The following is a 16,462-nucleotide window of genomic DNA, read 5'->3' on the forward strand; positions in this document are numbered from 1 at the left end:
AGATTTTCCTCCTTAATGCACATTACAAGTTTATTACTTTAACTCCTTGTACGTAGATGTTTACAGAATCTACTGCTAGTCCTACAGTTTGATCTAATGTATATTTCACTTTAGTCTGCACGTTATGTGCTACTTCTGAAATTTTCGTACCATAGCTCACAATAATATACATATCAATATGTACTTCATCTTCATCTTTACGAACAATAACACCTCTAGTGAAATTTTCTTTTCGTAAAATGTCTGTTAATCCATCTTTTAACTGATTTTTTGATGCCATACCTACGATACCGTAGCAATCTACTGCGGCACCTCCAGCAATCGTTGCAATTACATCTGTACTAATATCAATTTGACCGTACTTCGTTTTAATTTCAATTGACATCTCGTTTCCCCCTTCATAAATGGTGAAAGTGAGCTAGACTACTTTAGTTACTATCATATAATCTTTTTAAAGAAAATTCCATCGTTCTTTCTTTTCACTCTCATATTTTATGTTTTATACTACACTTTTCTATGATGAGCAAAATAGTCCATTGTTATTATACAACATGTACCACTATAATATGTCAAGCAATTTTTCTTGATTTCAGCTTTTCTTCATTGATATATGGTGTCAAGTAATTTTTCTTGATTTCTTTTTTCTACGGTGTTGCATTCTCTTTTTAGTTGTGTTAAATTATAGTAGTGTTTTTAGCATCGCAAAAAAGACTAACATTGAAAAATTACGTATGGTAAGGTATCAAGGGAGGGAAATATAAATGGCTCGTGTTTGTGCTATCACTGGAAGAAAAGCTCGTTCTGGTAACTCTCGTTCTCACGCAATGAACGCTACAAAACGTAAATGGGGCGCTAACCTTCAAAAAGTTCGCGTACGCATCGACGGAAAAGTTCAACGTGTTTACGTTTCTGCTAGAGCATTAAAATCTGGCAAAATCGAACGTGTTTAATAATAAAAAAAAGAGCCGCTAGGCTCTTTTTTTATTATACCAATGGAAAAAGCACCGGTAATAGGTGCTTTTTTTAGTCTTTTTTGAAGGTATTTAACATCGCACGTACAATTCCACCAAGAAATTTAGGTAACTTAATTGTATAAAATCTCATGGTTTCCCTCCTAATCCCCATTACTCCACTTGTTTACTATATGATGCAAGGAGCAAAATTGTTTCTTCAATCAGTGCTTCTTATCATCATTAATATGCCCGAAGTAAATGAAAAAGTACCTTTTTCCACAATGAGTTCATTACTAATACAAAGTGTCGATCCCCACTCTATTGTTTTGTTAGTAAGAGAGTACTTAAATCCACGTAATGTAATACCTTTAACTGTTTCAGTAACCGGTACAAAAGATACATAAGGAAAATTTTCATTTTCTTCAATTATATGTGTACCAACTTTTTTTACTGTTATTTCATTTTTATTGTCTACAATACACATTTCTATCTCTGCCGCTAAACCTTTTAAAAGCATTTGTATATTTGCCAAACCATGATCAAGTCTTCCACCAGTCGCGCCAAAAATACGAATTAATTTCGGTTTTTGTTCTAAAGCCCAGCTAATTGCAATTTCTAAATCTGTTTGATCTTTTTCTCGCGGAACAATATGTAACTCATTTGTTTGCTGCCTCATCCATGCTAGCTCATCCTCAGTAACTGAATCGTAATCCCCAAACGCAACGGCCGGAGTGATTCCACTTTTTAACAAACGGTACACTCCCCTATCAACCGCCGCCCACACTACTTCTTCATTTTCATATCGAGAAAAATCTGCGCAGTATTCTACAGGTCCTCCTGCCAAAATATGAACAATCATTTTTTCTTCCCCTTCTATTGTAAAAAGGCAATCTGCCATTCGGTAGATTGCCTTTCTCCTTATTTTTCGCTCTATCCTGTATAAAATAGTGAAGTCTTAATTGACTAGATGCTTCACTAGAATAAAGGCCATTCATTCTTTATCCACGAATTATACGAATTGCTTCACCGCGGTCTTTTTGATTGTATACTGCTGATCCTGCTACAAGAACATTCGCTCCTGCTTCAACACAAAGTCTTGCCGTTTCAGCGTTTACACCACCATCAACTTCAATTTCTACTTCTAGATTTCGCTCTTTAACCATTTCTGCAACTTCTTTAATCTTCGGTAATACAGAATGAATAAACTTCTGTCCACCAAATCCAGGATTTACTGTCATTAGTAATACCATATCTATATCTTCTAATACATGTTCAATTACCGATACTGGCGTATGCGGATTTAATACAACCCCTGCTTTAATGCCATGAGATTTAATTAACTGAATTGTACGATGTAGATGAGGACACGCCTCTACATGAACAGTAATAATATCTGCACCCGCTTTTGCGAAAGTCGGGATATAGTTATCAGGATTTTCAATCATCAAATGTACATCTAATGGTAATGATGTAATCGGACGGATAGCTTCTACAATTAATGGTCCAATCGTAATATTTGGTACGAAATGTCCATCCATTACATCGACGTGAATATAATCAGCTCCGCCTTTTTCTACATCTTTAATTTCTTCCCCTAATTTTGAAAAATCTGCTGATAAAATCGATGGTGCAATTTTAATCATGACTAATACCTCGGCTTTCTCTCTCTAATTTCTTCTACGAATTGTTTGTAATTCTTATAACGATATTCAGTTATCTTTCCTTCTTCAACCGCAGCTTTCACCGCGCATTTCGGCTCAGAAAGATGTGTACACCCTCTAAATTTACAGTATTGGCTCGCTTCTTTCAACTCTGGAAAACAATATGTAAGATCTTCTACCTCTATATCTATGAAATCAAGCGAACTAAAACCAGGTGTATCCGCAACAAGCCCGCTCCCCACTGTAATTAATTCCACGTGTCTTGTCGTATGTTTCCCGCGCCCTAAATGTGAAGAAATATCATTTGTTTTCAATTCTAAATCTGGACGTAAAACGTTTAACATTGAAGATTTTCCAACACCAGATTGTCCTGCAACGACAGAAACACAGCCTTCTAAGAATGGTTTCAAAATATCGATACTTTCCGATGTATTTATAGAAGTAAATAATACATCATAACCTATTTCACGATAATCATTTGCAAAAGCTTCAACAGTTTCCTTCATTTTTCCATCCACTAAATCCATCTTACTAATACAAATAATCGGCTTAATATTATGATATTCAATCTGTACTAAAAATCGATCTAACAGTCCGGGATTAAAATCTGGTTCTACTGCAGAGAAAACGAGAATCGCTTGATCAACATTAGCAATAGGAGGTCTAACAAGTTCGTTTTTTCGATCAAATACTTCTAACACATATCCTTCACTCGGATTATCTGCTTGAAAAACGACTTGGTCTCCTACAAGTGGCGTAATTTTATTCTTTCTAAATACACCACGCCCGCGACACTGTGTAATTCCTTCTTCATGCTGCACATAATAAAATCCACTTAGAGCTTTTACAATTTTTCCTTCTGGCATATAATTCTCCTTTATTTTGTATAAAGTGAAACTGTAATTAATAATGAATTGACTAGAGTTCTTTAAACAATTATTTAAAACTAACTAAATATATACCCAGTTAATATATTTAAACTACCATCACATTCAAAATATTATTCACAATAGTATCACCTTTATAGCTTTTGAATCATATATTTTTGCCTGCTACACCATCCATTATATAGACAGATAACAGGCAAGAGTAATAAAGTGAAACTTTAATCATTGGGGTTTTATCGATCCCTTCTGATTAGTAAAAGCCCTCACCAATCGGGCTTTTACGGGCAGTCAATTCCTGCCTATCTTCTCTGCTTTACAGCCGAATTTTGAGGCGAGAGTCTTACTACCAACAGATAGCAGGACAAATTCCATCCCCTATGAAACAAGAATGGAATCCATTATTATTGAGCTGGATATGGGACTTCTTTTTCTATAATCGTTACTCCATCTCGAACAATTTTATAATGTCCCTTTGAACCTTCTTGAATTACAAATTCCAAAGAAATAGTCGCTGACTCAGTAATCGTTCTCGTTTCAACTGGTCTATCCATTTTTTGCTGCATATCTTCTTTATAAATTTCTATTGTTTGCGGTTTTTTCTCACCTGTTGCAGAAGCTTCATATGGAATAGAAATATTATCCACTTTTACTGTTTTCGTCACTTTGGGCTTCGGACCATCAGAGATAACAATTGTTACTTTATCTCCTTCTTTCAAAGGAGTCCCAGGTTTTGGGAATTGAGAAATAACAAGTCCCTTTTCAACAGTATCTGAATACTCCCTTTTTATATCAGAAACAAGCTTTCTTTCATTTAAGTAACCTTTTACACTGTTTTCAGCCCATCCTGAAAAATCACCTGGCCTAATTTGATAAGGTCCTTTACTTACCCAAATCTTCAGGTCTTGTTCTGCCTCTATAACCATTTGATCAGGCGTTGGTATTTGCTCTACGATTTCACCTTTCGGCTTATCATTTTCAATAAAATTAACGGTAACCTGTTTATATTTTTCTTCTAACTCAGCTCTTATACTCTCGAAATCTTTTCCTGTGAAGTCACTCATTTTACTTTTCTTTTTTCCACCTGATTGATAGATAGTAATTTTAGAGCTTTCTTTCACTACTCTTCCTGCTATTGGATCTGTTTTTATCACTTTTCCAGCTTCAACATTATCTGTATATACAATGTTAGGTTCTGTAACTTCAAAGCCTTTTTCAACTAATGTATTTACAGCTGTCGTATACTTCATACCAGCCACATCAGGAACCTTCACATCTTTCGGAATAAAGAAGCCTGGAATAACAGTAAGTGCTAATGTTATCCCTATCGCTAAAAGTAAAAATGTTGTAATTAAAACCTTCAGCCATTTGTTACTGCGCTTTTTCTTCTTACCTGATTCGGTCTCTTCTTTTCTTACTTGTTCATCCACTTTACTTCCTTTTAGCACAATTGTTTCATCACTCACATTTTGGAATAATTGTTCTTGTTGAATAATTGGAATCGCTTTCGTTGCTTCCATATCTTCTGGTATGTAAAATGGTTGTTCATTTATTCTTTCAGGATATAGCGCTGTTTCAATATCCCGTTTCATCGCGTTAGCAGATTGATATCGATGGAACGGATCTTTCGCAGTTGCCTTTAATATAATATTTTCAACACTTTGTGGAATATTTTCATTCCATCTTTTTGGAGATGGTATTTCATTTTGTAAATGTTTTAAAGCAATTGCAACAGCAGATTCACCCGAAAACGGTTGTCTTCCTGTTAACAATTCAAACATAACAATCCCAAGTGAATAAATATCTGATTGTTTATTCGCTATACCACCACGTGCTTGTTCTGGTGATAAATAATGTACAGAACCGAGCACCGAATTTGTATGCGTAATTGTTGTTGCACTTGTAGCTGTCGCAATTCCAAAGTCTGTGACTTTTATCACTCCATCATCTCGAATCAAAATATTGTGCGGTTTTATATCACGATGCACAATCTCAAAATGATGGGCGTGTGCCATGGCGGACGTTAACTGCTCCATTATATCAAGAGCTTCTCCTATCGGTAACATCCCTCGATCAATTATGTATTGCTTCAATGTTCGTCCAGGTACATATTCCATTACAAGATAATATATACCATCCTCTTCCCCAACATCATACATATTCACAATATTTGGATGCGACAACGTTGTAACAGATTGCGCTTCTCGATGGAAACGTTTAATAAACTCTTCATTATTTGAATAGTCGAGTCTTAATATTTTTACCGCTACATCTCGGCCAAGTATTTCATCATGAGCTAAATATACATTGGCCATTCCTCCACCGCCAATCATTTTCAGCAGCTTATAACGGTCATTTAAGCGTTTTCCAATCAGCACGTTGCACTTCACCTACTTTCGTTTGCCGAATCCGCATAATCAATAATAACGAGAGTGATATTATCTTCTCCACCACGATCATTTGCTAATTGAATGAAATGCTCTCCCTTCGCCTCGAGCTGTTCATTCAATTGTAAAATTTGTTGCATATCAGCCATAGGGACTTTGTTAGACAATCCATCAGAGCAAAGAAGCAATTGATCATCTTCTTCGAGAACTAATGTTTTAACATCTAATCCGACTGTCTCTTCTGTTCCTAACGCTCTTAATAGAACATTCTTTTTCGGGTGATATTCTGCATCTTCTTTTGAAATTTCACCGTGCCTAACAAGTTCATTTACAAGTGAGTGATCTTCCGTTATAAGCGATATTTCTCCCTCTGATACCATATAACAACGACTATCTCCTATATGACCTATTGTTACAAAACTAGGTGTACAAATCGCTACGATAACCGTTGTTCCCATGCCATTACATTCTACATGCTGCTTAGAGTAAGCATATATACGCTCATTAATAATTCCAACGTTAGTATGTAACCACTTTTCTACCTTTTTAGGCTCATTCATATTATGCGTTTGCTTCCAATAATCATGGAATAATTGAATAGCCATCGAGCTAGCTACATCGCCAGCTCGATGACCTCCCATTCCATCTGCTACTACCGCTAAAATATTTCCATCTAAATTGTGAAAAACTCCTGCACTATCTTCATTATGTTGACGAACTTTCCCTTTATCCGATAGAAACACGGCTTTCATCTCGTCACCTCGTCTCTTCTTTGCGCTCCTTTGCACGCAACTGACCGCAGGCTGCATCAATATCATGACCTTGTTCACGGCGAATTGTTACATTCACTCCACGATCTTTTAGCGTTTTTTCAAATAAGAAAATTTGCTCTCGTGGCGTACGTACATAATCACGTTCTGGCACGTAGTTTACTGGAATTAAGTTTACATGACATTTTACACCTTTTAAGAGCGCAGCAAGTTCTTCAGCTTGCTCAACTTGGTCATTTTCTCCTCCAAATAAGCCATATTCAAATGTAATACGACGCCCTGTTCTATTTACATAGTATTTAACAGCTTCCATTAAATCTGGTAGCTTATACGCACGGTTAATCGGCATTAATTTTGAACGTAACTCTGTATTTGCAGAATGCAATGAAATCGCAAAATTGATTTGCATATCTTCTTCAGCGAACTTATAAATTTTCGGAACAATTCCACTTGTTGAAACTGTCATATGCCTTGCACCAATATGAATTCCTTTTTCATGGTTTACAATGCGTAAGAATGACATTAAGTTGTCGTAATTATCAAACGGCTCTCCAATTCCCATAACAACAAGAGAACTTACACGCTCTTCTGTTTCATCAAGCGCACGCTGAACTTCCACTACTTGCGCTACAATTTCTCCAGCTTCTAGGTTTCGTTTTAGCCCACCAAGTGTAGAAGCACAGAACGTACAGCCAATTCGGCAACCAACCTGTGTTGTTACACAAATCGAATTTCCATATTCATGTCGCATTAATACCGTTTCAATAGAGTATCCATCGTATAACTGGAATAAGAATTTAATTGTTCCATCCGAAGACGTTTGTTTTACTAATGTATTTAAAGTAGTAATATCAAAGGAATTCGACAATTTATCGCGCAATCCTTTAGAAAGGTTTGACATATCCTCATAATTTTTTACACGTTTTTTATATAACCAATCAAAAATTTGCCCTGCACGGAATTTAGGTTCCCCTTGTTCCTTTAACCAATCTTGCATTTCATGAAGTTGTAAAGAGTAAATTGACGGTTTCTTTGTTTCTAGATTTTTCTTTTGTTTTTTTACAGTTGTTTCCATGATGCTACACCTTCTTTCTTAAACAAGCAATATAAAAGCCATCTGTTGCAAAATAATGCGGTAAAATTTGTACTTGACCTTCATCAATGTACTTACTTAATTTTTCTGGCATACGTTCTTTTATCGTAGTATCCCACTCAAATTCAGGATGCTCTTGTAAAAACCGTTCTATTACTTGTTCATTTTCTATTTTTTCAATTGTACACGTACTATAAACAAGGCGACCACCTTGTTTTAATAATGGTGCTATTTTTTCTAATATCGCAAATTGAATCGTTGATAATCGTTCACTATCGCCCTTATCTTTCCCTAACTTAATATCAGGTTTACGTCTTATAACACCGAATCCTGAACATGGCGCATCTACTAATATTTTATCAAAGGTTTCATTTTCAAAATGCTCTTGAACTTTTCTAGCATCTAATGCCTTTGTTTCTACATTTTCTAGACCAAGTCGATCTGCTTGTTGTCTAATTAAACGCACTTTATGTGCATGTAAATCAAGGGACATTACCTTACCAGTTCCCTTTAATCGCTCTGCAATATGCGTTGTTTTCCCGCCTGGGGCAGCACAACTATCAAGGACTGCATCGCCCTCATTTGGTTCTAAAGCACGTGCCACCAGCATAGAGCTTTCATCTTGAATAGAGAGAAATCCTTTTTTAAACGCTTCTGTATGCGCTACATTCCCTCTTTCAATTTGAATTGCATCATCTGACAAATCGCCACGTTTCGCTTCTATACCCTCGTTTGCTAATAGCCCAATCGCTTCTTCCACCGTAACTTTATCAACATTCACACGCGCTGTCGGTACAGGTGGTAACATATTTACTTCACACATTTTCCCTGCTGTCTCTAAACCGTATTCAGATACCCAGTCTTGTACAAGCCAAGCTGGATGACTCGTTGTAATCGCAAGACGTTCTACCGGATCCTTGATTTCTTCTAACGATGGTACACCTTCTCGCTGAATTGAACGTAATACTCCGTTCACCATGCCTGAAATCCCTTTATGCCCACGACGTTTCGCAATCTCAACAGCTTCATGAATAGCCGCTCTTTCTGGAACTCGGTCTAAATATAGCATTTGATATAAAGATAGGCGAAGCAACACTCTTACCCAAGCCTCAACCTTCTTTCTTAAAAATGGTTGTAAATAGTAGTCTAATGTGTCACGACGTTGAATTGTTCCATATACAATTTCAGTTAATAAGCCTATATCTTTTCTATCAATTGCACTTTTTTCAATCAGGTTATTTAAAAGTAAGTTGCTATATGCGCCACTTTTTTCTACTTGAATTAAACCATCAAGAGCTAACTCACGAACATTTTGTCTCATGCATTTTCTCCTAACTTCGTACCAATTTCAGGCTTTGTTCCACGTAAAAACTGTGAACAACTCATGCGCTTTTTACCAGACGGTTGTAATTCAGTAATTTTAACACCTGTCTCATTACCTGTTGCAACAACAAATCCATCTTCTTCATGAGCTACTATTGTACCTGGTTCAGCTTTCTCTGCCATAGAAACTTTCTCTCCCCACCATACTTTTACAACTTGTCCTGCTAAAGTTGTATAAGCAACTGGCCATGGATTCAATCCGCGAATGTGATTGTATACTTCTTCACCTGTTTTTGTCCAATCAATTTTCTCTTGCTCACGTTTTATATTATATGCGAACGTTACTTCATCTTCATTTTGTCTAATTGGTTCTAGCTTACCTTGAATTAATAAAGGTACTGTTTTAGATAGAAGATGTGCACCGGCTTCACTTAACTTATCGAATAACGAGCCCGTCGTTTCACGCTCGTCAATTTCCACTTCTACTTGTGTTAAGATATCACCAGCATCTAATTTTTCTACCATATACATAATTGTAATGCCTGTTTTCTCTTTTCCTTCCATGATCGCATAATGGATCGGCGCACCACCGCGAAGCTCTGGAAGTAATGATGCATGGACATTAATACATCCGTACTTTGGTGCTTCTAAAATTTCGTTTGGTACAATCTGACCGAACGCAGCTGTTACAATTAAGTCCGCCTCTAGTGCTAATACTTTTTCATATTCGTCTTTTTCACGAATTTTCAGTGGCTGTAGCACCGGAATACCATGTTTCTCCGCTTCAACTTTAACTGGAGTAGGCGTTAAAACCTTTTTTCTACCTACTGGACGATCAGGTTGTGTTACAACACCCACTACGTCATATCCATCCTCGATAAGACGACGAAGCACCGGTACAGAAAAGTCCGGTGTTCCCATAAATACTACTTTTATCATTCAAAAACCGCTCCTTTTAACACCTATTCTAATTCGTTTTCTTCATAATATCTCGTCACTTTAGATGTAAATAAAACACCATGTAAATGATCGATTTCATGCTGAATCGCACGTGCTAAGAAGTCTTTTGCTTCTAATAAGAATATTTTCCCACGACGATTTTGCGCACGCACTTTAATGTAATCTGCACGCTCCACTTCACCATAAAGTCCCGGAAAGCTTAAGCAGCCTTCGGGACCTACTTGTTCACCACGTTTTTCTAAAATAACCGGATTTATTAATTCTATTTTACCCGTATCATCATCGATATCAACAACAGCAACTTGTAAGCTCACACCTACTTGTGGCGCAGCTAAACCAACGCCGTCTGCAATTAACATTGTTTCATGCATATCTTTTAACAATTTCACTAACTTTTTATCAAAGTTAATTACTCTTTCACATGGTGTTTCTAATACTTCATTTGGATGCTTTACAATTTCTAAAACTGCCATATTTCCCTCCGCTACATTAACATTGTTGGATTAAAATCAATTGAGATTTGTAGCTCTTTTTGCATTTCTGCTTGATAATGTTCATTTACCATTTTGAGCACGTTCTTTAAGTTTGGTTCCCGTTTGTATTTTATCATGCATTGGTAACGATATCTATCTTTTATCCTTGGAATCGCTGAAGCAACTGGGCCTAACACCATTGTTTGCTGCGAGCAATGCGTTCGTAAATGACCGACAATTTTTTCCGTCACTTGGACTGCCTTTAATAATTCTGGATGAGATACGGTTACAAGCACGACGTAATAATACGGCGGATATTGTCTGGTTCGTCTCATTTGCATTTCATGTTCAAAAAACACATCATATTGCTGATTCTTTGCTAATTCTACACTGTAATGTTCCGGTGTATACGTTTGAATTACAACTTCCCCTGGCAATTCATGCCTTCCAGCACGTCCACTCACTTGCGTCAATAGCTGATAGGTCTTTTCACTCGCTCGAAAATCAGGTAGGTGAAGCATCGTATCTGCCGTTAATACACCTACAAGCGTCACTTTCGGAAAATCAAGTCCTTTTGCAATCATTTGTGTTCCCAGTAATATATCTGCTTTCTCTTCTCCAAATGCCTTTAATAATTTTTCATGCATTCCTTTACGGCTTGTTGTATCTACGTCCATTCGAATGACTCGCGCCTGTGGAAATAGTTTTGTGATTTCTTCTTCTACCTTTTGTGTACCAGTACCAAAGAAACGAATATATGTACTATTACAAGCCGGACATTCTGTTGGCATATTTTCCTCATGGCTACAATAATGACATTTTAAACGATGATTCATTTTGTGGTATGTCAACGAAATATCACAATGCGGACATTGTACGACATATCCACAATCACGGCACATCACAAACGTAGAATGCCCCCTTCTATTTAAAAAGAGAACCATCTGTTCTTTCTTTTCTAATCGATCTGCTATTTTCTCATGTAGTGCCTTTGAAAACATTGAACGATTTCCATCACGAAGTTCTTCACGCATATCTACAATTTCTACGGTCGGCAAAGCTTGTTCATTCATACGTTTCTCCATCGTCAGCAGCTCATAGACACCCTTTTTTGCTCTAGCAAATGATTCAAGTGTTGGGGTTGCACTTCCAAGAACGATCGGGCACTTATGATATTGCCCTCTCCACACCGCTACATCTCTTGCATGATATCTCGGATTATCTTCTTGCTTATAACTCGATTCATGCTCTTCATCTATAATGATAATTCCTAAATTTTCAAAAGGAGCAAAAATAGCTGAACGTGCACCAACTACAACTTTTACTTCTTTCCTTAAAATCTTTCGCCATTCATCATATTTTTCACCAACTGAAAGCGCACTATGAAGAACCGCAACTTGCGAACCGAACCTACCTTTGAAACGATCTACCATCTGAGGCGTTAACGCGATTTCCGGAACAAGTACAATAGCTTCTTTTCCCTTTTTCAACACCGCTGCTATAGATTGTAAATATACTTCTGTCTTCCCACTTCCTGTAACACCATATAGTAAAAATGGATTATAAGTTTCATTTGCAATTGATGATAAGATCGGTGTAATAACTTGCTTTTGTTCCTCAGTAAGCGGAAATGGTTTCGTTTGTTCAAAATCATCATCGTCATATGGATTCCGATATACTTCCACATACTTTTCTGAGATTAGCCCCTTTTTAACAAGTGCTTTTATTGGAGCATCTGTTATTTGCAACTCTTCTGTTATCACTTTCAACGGTACACTTTTATAATTTTCCACAAAATAATAGAGTACATCTTGTTGTTTTTTACTTTTCAGTTCAAATGCCGCTAATTCTAATTTATCTTCTGGTAACTCCGGCTGTACTACTCTTTGTTTCTTTTTTTGCACTTTATCCTTTACCTGATAAACAACTTCAATCGTTCCATTTTTAATTTCTTGTTGAATAGTGCGATATAGATGCGGTTGCATCTCGACAGCTTCCCAATCTATCGTTTCCTTCCCATGGAATAAACTAAGGATTTCTGGCGTTACTTCTTCTTGTTTACGAAGTTGTAACCGTTTTTTATACGTCGCTTTTATCGCTGTCGGAAGCATCACTTGAAAAGCTGAAATCATATAACATAACGTTTCACTTGTAAGCCAATATCCAAGCCCTAATAATTCCTCATTTAAAACCGGAGTAACATCTAATATTTCATGGAGTGCCTTTAATTTTTTACTTTCTACCTCAGCCGAGTCTTTTATGCCAATAATAAAACCTTGCAATTTTCTTGGACCGAATGGAACTACTACACGCATTCCTGTTTGCACGATATCTTCCCATTTTTTAGGGATGATATAATCAAACGGACGATCTGTTTGACGTGCTGGTACATCAACAATTACACTTGCAAACTTCATACACAATCATCTTCTAACATCATTTCGATTTGCTTTAATATTTCACGAGCCACTTCTTTCTTCGTTAAAAGTGGTAACTCAATAATCTCTCCATCTTTTCTATACATTGTTACAATATTCGTATCTGTACCAAAGCCAGCTCCTTGCGCCTTCACATCGTTCGCAACAATCATATTTGCATTTTTCTCACGTAATTTTCTCGTCGCATATTCCTCTATATTCGTCGTTTCAGCTGCAAATCCGATAAGTAACTGTCGCTCTTTTTTCTCACCTAATGTTCTTAAAATATCTACTGTTCTTTCCAATTCAATAACAGCATCGCCATTTTGCTTTTTCATTTTATTATCGTGAACATATTTTGGGCGATAATCTGCAACTGCCGCTGTCTTGATAACAACATCTACATTCTGATAATTTTGAAGAACCGCCTCTAACATATCTTGTGCAGATTCTACTTGTATTGTTGTTACATGTAATGGCGGATTTAATGCTGTCGGTCCTGACACAAGTATGACATCAGCACCTAAGCTTGCTGCAACTTCTGCAATCGCATACCCCATCTTTCCAGAAGAAAAATTCGTCATAAAACGGACTGGGTCAATCTTTTCACGTGTCGGGCCAGCCGTTATTAATATTCGCTTTCCTTGCAATGGTTTTTGTTCTGAGAAAACCTCTTCTAACCTTCCAATAATTACCTCAGGTTCTTCCAGTCTTCCCTTAGCTACATAACCACATGCTAAAAAACCTTCGCCAGGCTCAATAAATGTATATCCTAACGCTTTTAACGTCATCATATTTTTTTGAACAATTTTATTTTCATACATATGCACATTCATAGCAGGCGCAATCCAAACTGGAGCTGTAGTAGCCAACAACGTAGTCGTTATCATATCATCCGCAATACCATTCGCTAACTTCCCAATGCAATTCGCTGTAGCAGGTGCCACAAGTACAACATCTGCCCAATCCGCTAAATCAATGTGAGCGATAACCGCTGAGTCTTTTTCATCAAACGTATCCGTATATACATCGTGGCGAGAAAGCGCTTGAAATGTAAGAGGTGTAACAAACTTCATTGCCGATTCACTCATCATTACTTTTACAGTAGCACCCGCCTGTGTCAATTTACTCGTTAACGCAGCTGCCTTAAAAACTGCAATGCCTCCTGTTACACATAGAAGTATCTTTTTCCCTTTTAGCATATGACTCGTCCTCTTTCTTTTTCAAACTTATTCTACTGAAATAGAATTTTCAGCTCGTCAGTACCAATATGTTGTTCCACCTTTTTACGATTATTTCTTCCCTATCGTAAAAAAATAACAACCTACTTGTAAATAGGTTGTTACCGTTACATAGAAAATTATAAAGTCTATGTTTTAATTTGTCGAAAAGAATGTCTTAATCGATGATTTTGTCTTCGCTTGGTACATATTTTAATACTTCTGCATCGATTTCTTCTAATGATTTACCTACACATTTATGAGAAACAGGCTTTTCAATAACACAATTGTTCGCAAGTTGCATTTCGCGCGCACGCTTTGCAGCTACTGTTACAAGCGTATATTTAGAATCGATTTTTGTTAATAATGAATCAATTGATGGATTTAACATAATTATAGACCCTCCGTCATTTCTTTATAATATTTTGCTACTCTTTCGCGGCGGCAATGTTCGCCAACCACAATTGCTTTAATTCTGTCGCAAGCTAATTCAACTTGATCGTTTTCTACAACATAGTCATAAGCGTCCATCATTTCGATTTCTTCTTTCGCTACAGTTAAACGATTTTCAATAACATCTTCAGTTTCTGTACCACGACCGACAATTCGGTTCTTTAGTTCAGATAAACTTGGAGGTGCTAAGAAAATAAATACACCTTCAGGGAAGGCTTTCTTAACTTGAATTGCTCCTTGTACTTCAATTTCTAGGAACACGTCTTTTCCTTCTTGTAATGTTTTTTCAACATAATCAATTGGTGTTCCGTAATAATTACCAACAAACTCAGCCCATTCAAGTAACTTTTCATTACGAATCATTTCTTCAAATTCTTCTCTCTCTTTAAAGAAATAATCCACACCATCTACTTCACCTTCACGCGGTTTACGCGTCGTTACTGAAATAGAGTACTGAAAACGTGTATCCTCATGGCTAAACAGCTCTTTTCGAACCGTTCCTTTCCCAACCCCAGAAGGTCCTGAAAGAACGATGAGCAATCCTCTTCTACTTCTCATAAATATGTAAAACCTACCCTTCCTCACTTAAATCTTCTTTATTATTCAAACGATGTGCAATCGTCTCTGGCTGAATTGGACTTAATACTACATGCCCATCATCCATTACAATAACCGCCCTTGTTTTTCTCCCATACGTAGCATCAAGCAAAGCATTATGTTCACGTGCTTCCTGTACTGTTCGTTTAATAGGAGCTGACTCCGGACTTACAATAGCAATAATTCGATGAGCAGATACAATATTTCCGTATCCAATATTTAAAAACCGCATGGCCATAGTTTGCGCCTCCTAGTAAGTCTATCCGATTTCTCCACCACGTATAACTTTATATATTTTTTGAAAGCTACTCAATATTTTGTACTTGTTCACGAATTTTTTCAAGGTTATTTTTCATTTCTACAACATATTTTGAAATTGTTAAGTCATTTGCCTTAGAACCAATCGTATTAATTTCTCTATGCATCTCTTGCACGATGAAGTCCATTTTCCTTCCAACAGGCTCTTCAATCTGCAGTGTTTCACGAAATTGATCTAAATGACTTTGTAAACGAACTAACTCCTCGTGAATATCACAACGCTCTGCAAACATTGCGACTTCTGTTAGCAATCTTTGTTCATCTAAATCTTGATTATGTAATTCTTTTAAGCGATTTTCTAATCGTTCACGATACTTTTGTGTAACAATTGGTGCATGTGGAATAATTGCATTTACACAATTGTGAATCTCTTGCAAACGATACGCTATATCTTTATGTAATCGTTCTCCTTCGCCATCTCTCATCGTTTTTAACATATGAGCAGCTTGGCGAACAGCCTCATATAAACTGTTTTCAAATTGTTCATTTACATTTTCTATTTCTTCAATTGCCGTTACTTCTGGCATTCCCATTAGTTGCCCGAGTGTAATAGAATCTTGTAATTGAAATTTCCCTTTTATATCTTCCATAATGGATTGGTACTGCTTGAGAAGCTCCCAATTCACACTTAATTTTCTTTCAACAAGCCCTTCACCTGTTATACTAATAGACACTTCAATACGTCCACGGCGAACTTGTCCTGCAATTATTTTACGAATTTTGTCTTCAAACACCATCATTTGCTTCGGAAGTCGAATACTCATTTCTAAAAAGCGATGGTTCACCGACTTCATTTCTACTGTTATTTGAAAAGTATCATTTTCTACTTTCGACCTTCCAAATCCTGTCATACTACAAATCATCTTTATCACATCCAAGCCATGAAATAACTCAATGAAAAAGGTAATAGAGACAAGGCTCTACTACCTTCTGTAAATTATATCATATTTTCA

Annotated in this window: 18 protein-coding genes; 1 reads left to right on the plus strand and 17 read right to left on the minus strand. The window is 36.7% G+C overall.

What is annotated here, in order from left to right; all coding sequences use genetic code 11:
• Positions 1 to 22: 22 nt before the first annotated feature.
• The gene (locus tag BAQ49_RS20250; RefSeq protein ID WP_000021109.1) at positions 23 to 385 is read right to left on the minus strand and encodes an Asp23/Gls24 family envelope stress response protein; all 363 of its coding nucleotides are present in this window, start codon (positions 383 to 385) and stop codon (positions 23 to 25) included.
• 376 nt (positions 386 to 761) lie between these two features.
• Between BAQ49_RS20250 and rpmB the strand changes: the two genes are divergently transcribed.
• On the plus strand, positions 762 to 950 hold the full coding sequence (rpmB, locus tag BAQ49_RS20255) for a 50S ribosomal protein L28 (protein WP_000124776.1): 189 nt from the start codon (positions 762 to 764) through the stop codon (positions 948 to 950).
• A gap of 73 nt (positions 951 to 1,023) precedes the next feature.
• Here the strand turns inward: rpmB and spoVM are convergent, their stop codons facing one another.
• The 16 genes from spoVM to BAQ49_RS20335 all read right to left on the minus strand — a co-directional run bounded on the left by spoVM (position 1,024) and on the right by BAQ49_RS20335 (position 16,372).
• Positions 1,024 to 1,104 carry a stage V sporulation protein SpoVM gene (gene spoVM / locus BAQ49_RS20260; RefSeq protein ID WP_001213599.1) on the minus strand — a complete coding sequence of 27 codons (81 nt, stop codon included), beginning with the start codon at positions 1,102 to 1,104 and terminating at the stop codon, positions 1,024 to 1,026.
• Positions 1,105 to 1,170: 66 nt separating this feature from the next.
• Entirely contained in the window at positions 1,171 to 1,851 is a 681-nt protein-coding gene (locus tag BAQ49_RS20265) for a thiamine diphosphokinase (RefSeq protein ID WP_071746804.1), read from the minus strand.
• Positions 1,852 to 1,951: 100 nt separating this feature from the next.
• On the minus strand, positions 1,952 to 2,596 hold the full coding sequence (rpe, locus tag BAQ49_RS20270) for a ribulose-phosphate 3-epimerase (RefSeq protein WP_000589964.1): 645 nt from the start codon (positions 2,594 to 2,596) through the stop codon (positions 1,952 to 1,954).
• Positions 2,597 to 2,598: 2 nt separating this feature from the next.
• Positions 2,599 to 3,480 (minus strand): ribosome small subunit-dependent GTPase A, encoded by an 882-nt coding sequence (rsgA, locus tag BAQ49_RS20275; protein ID WP_071746805.1) that lies wholly within the window; start codon positions 3,478 to 3,480, stop codon positions 2,599 to 2,601.
• 422 nt (positions 3,481 to 3,902) lie between these two features.
• On the minus strand, positions 3,903 to 5,876 hold the full coding sequence (gene pknB / locus BAQ49_RS20280; protein ID WP_071746806.1) for a Stk1 family PASTA domain-containing Ser/Thr kinase: 1,974 nt from the start codon (positions 5,874 to 5,876) through the stop codon (positions 3,903 to 3,905).
• 8 nt (positions 5,877 to 5,884) lie between these two features.
• The gene (locus BAQ49_RS20285) at positions 5,885 to 6,637 is read right to left on the minus strand and encodes a Stp1/IreP family PP2C-type Ser/Thr phosphatase (RefSeq protein WP_000648692.1); all 753 of its coding nucleotides are present in this window, start codon (positions 6,635 to 6,637) and stop codon (positions 5,885 to 5,887) included.
• A 4-nt stretch (positions 6,638 to 6,641) separates the two neighbouring features.
• On the minus strand, positions 6,642 to 7,730 hold the full coding sequence (gene rlmN, locus BAQ49_RS20290) for a dual-specificity RNA methyltransferase RlmN (RefSeq protein WP_000450535.1): 1,089 nt from the start codon (positions 7,728 to 7,730) through the stop codon (positions 6,642 to 6,644).
• A gap of 4 nt (positions 7,731 to 7,734) precedes the next feature.
• Positions 7,735 to 9,069 (minus strand): 16S rRNA (cytosine(967)-C(5))-methyltransferase RsmB, encoded by a 1,335-nt coding sequence (gene rsmB, locus BAQ49_RS20295; protein ID WP_071746807.1) that lies wholly within the window; start codon positions 9,067 to 9,069, stop codon positions 7,735 to 7,737.
• On the minus strand, positions 9,066 to 10,010 hold the full coding sequence (gene fmt / locus BAQ49_RS20300) for a methionyl-tRNA formyltransferase (protein WP_071746808.1): 945 nt from the start codon (positions 10,008 to 10,010) through the stop codon (positions 9,066 to 9,068). Before fmt ends, rsmB begins: the two co-directional genes overlap by 4 nt.
• 23 nt (positions 10,011 to 10,033) lie before the next feature.
• Positions 10,034 to 10,504, minus strand: coding sequence for a peptide deformylase (def, locus tag BAQ49_RS20305; protein ID WP_000279466.1), 471 nt, complete (start codon positions 10,502 to 10,504; stop codon positions 10,034 to 10,036).
• Between the two features lie 11 nt (positions 10,505 to 10,515).
• Positions 10,516 to 12,921 (minus strand): primosomal protein N', encoded by a 2,406-nt coding sequence (priA, locus tag BAQ49_RS20310; protein ID WP_071746809.1) that lies wholly within the window; start codon positions 12,919 to 12,921, stop codon positions 10,516 to 10,518.
• Positions 12,918 to 14,123, minus strand: a complete 1,206-nt coding sequence (gene coaBC, locus BAQ49_RS20315; RefSeq protein WP_071746810.1) for a bifunctional phosphopantothenoylcysteine decarboxylase/phosphopantothenate--cysteine ligase CoaBC — start codon at positions 14,121 to 14,123, stop codon at positions 12,918 to 12,920. Before coaBC ends, priA begins: the two co-directional genes overlap by 4 nt.
• 196 nt (positions 14,124 to 14,319) lie before the next feature.
• Positions 14,320 to 14,532 carry a DNA-directed RNA polymerase subunit omega gene (gene rpoZ / locus BAQ49_RS20320; protein WP_071746811.1) on the minus strand — a complete coding sequence of 71 codons (213 nt, stop codon included), beginning with the start codon at positions 14,530 to 14,532 and terminating at the stop codon, positions 14,320 to 14,322.
• 2 nt (positions 14,533 to 14,534) lie between these two features.
• Positions 14,535 to 15,152 (minus strand): guanylate kinase, encoded by a 618-nt coding sequence (gmk, locus tag BAQ49_RS20325; RefSeq protein WP_001257739.1) that lies wholly within the window; start codon positions 15,150 to 15,152, stop codon positions 14,535 to 14,537.
• Between the two features lie 13 nt (positions 15,153 to 15,165).
• Positions 15,166 to 15,429, minus strand: coding sequence for an extracellular matrix/biofilm regulator RemA (gene remA, locus BAQ49_RS20330; protein WP_001251456.1), 264 nt, complete (start codon positions 15,427 to 15,429; stop codon positions 15,166 to 15,168).
• 67 nt (positions 15,430 to 15,496) lie between these two features.
• Entirely contained in the window at positions 15,497 to 16,372 is an 876-nt protein-coding gene (locus BAQ49_RS20335) for a YicC/YloC family endoribonuclease (protein WP_071746812.1), read from the minus strand.
• Positions 16,373 to 16,462 lie beyond the last annotated feature (90 nt).

Origin of the sequence: Bacillus proteolyticus, assembly GCF_001884065.1 — a bacterium.
In the GTDB taxonomy this organism is placed as follows: domain Bacteria; phylum Bacillota; class Bacilli; order Bacillales; family Bacillaceae_G; genus Bacillus_A; species Bacillus_A proteolyticus.

Excerpts from the sequence above, each read along its gene's own strand:
- rlmN (WP_000450535.1), bottom strand. The coding sequence starts at position 7,730 with ATGGAAACAACTGTAAAAAAACAAAAGAAAAATCTAGAAACAAAGAAA.
- fmt (WP_071746808.1), bottom strand. The coding sequence starts at position 10,010 with ATGATAAAAGTAGTATTTATGGGAACACCGGACTTTTCTGTACCGGTG.
- rpoZ (WP_071746811.1), bottom strand. The coding sequence starts at position 14,532 with ATGTTAAATCCATCAATTGATTCATTATTAACAAAAATCGATTCTAAA.
- gmk (WP_001257739.1), bottom strand. The coding sequence starts at position 15,152 with ATGAGAAGTAGAAGAGGATTGCTCATCGTTCTTTCAGGACCTTCTGGG.
- coaBC (WP_071746810.1), bottom strand. The coding sequence starts at position 14,123 with ATGCTAAAAGGGAAAAAGATACTTCTATGTGTAACAGGAGGCATTGCA.
- remA (WP_001251456.1), bottom strand. The coding sequence starts at position 15,429 with ATGGCCATGCGGTTTTTAAATATTGGATACGGAAATATTGTATCTGCT.
- rsmB (WP_071746807.1), bottom strand. The coding sequence starts at position 9,069 with ATGAGACAAAATGTTCGTGAGTTAGCTCTTGATGGTTTAATTCAAGTA.
- spoVM (WP_001213599.1), bottom strand. The coding sequence starts at position 1,104 with ATGAGATTTTATACAATTAAGTTACCTAAATTTCTTGGTGGAATTGTA.
- BAQ49_RS20335 (WP_071746812.1), bottom strand. The coding sequence starts at position 16,372 with ATGATTTGTAGTATGACAGGATTTGGAAGGTCGAAAGTAGAAAATGAT.
- rpmB (WP_000124776.1), top strand. The coding sequence starts at position 762 with ATGGCTCGTGTTTGTGCTATCACTGGAAGAAAAGCTCGTTCTGGTAAC.
- BAQ49_RS20250 (WP_000021109.1), bottom strand. The coding sequence starts at position 385 with ATGTCAATTGAAATTAAAACGAAGTACGGTCAAATTGATATTAGTACA.
- BAQ49_RS20265 (WP_071746804.1), bottom strand. The coding sequence starts at position 1,851 with ATGGCAGATTGCCTTTTTACAATAGAAGGGGAAGAAAAAATGATTGTT.
- rsgA (WP_071746805.1), bottom strand. The coding sequence starts at position 3,480 with ATGCCAGAAGGAAAAATTGTAAAAGCTCTAAGTGGATTTTATTATGTG.
- def (WP_000279466.1), bottom strand. The coding sequence starts at position 10,504 with ATGGCAGTTTTAGAAATTGTAAAGCATCCAAATGAAGTATTAGAAACA.
- priA (WP_071746809.1), bottom strand. The coding sequence starts at position 12,921 with ATGAAGTTTGCAAGTGTAATTGTTGATGTACCAGCACGTCAAACAGAT.
- rpe (WP_000589964.1), bottom strand. The coding sequence starts at position 2,596 with ATGATTAAAATTGCACCATCGATTTTATCAGCAGATTTTTCAAAATTA.
- BAQ49_RS20285 (WP_000648692.1), bottom strand. The coding sequence starts at position 6,637 with ATGAAAGCCGTGTTTCTATCGGATAAAGGGAAAGTTCGTCAACATAAT.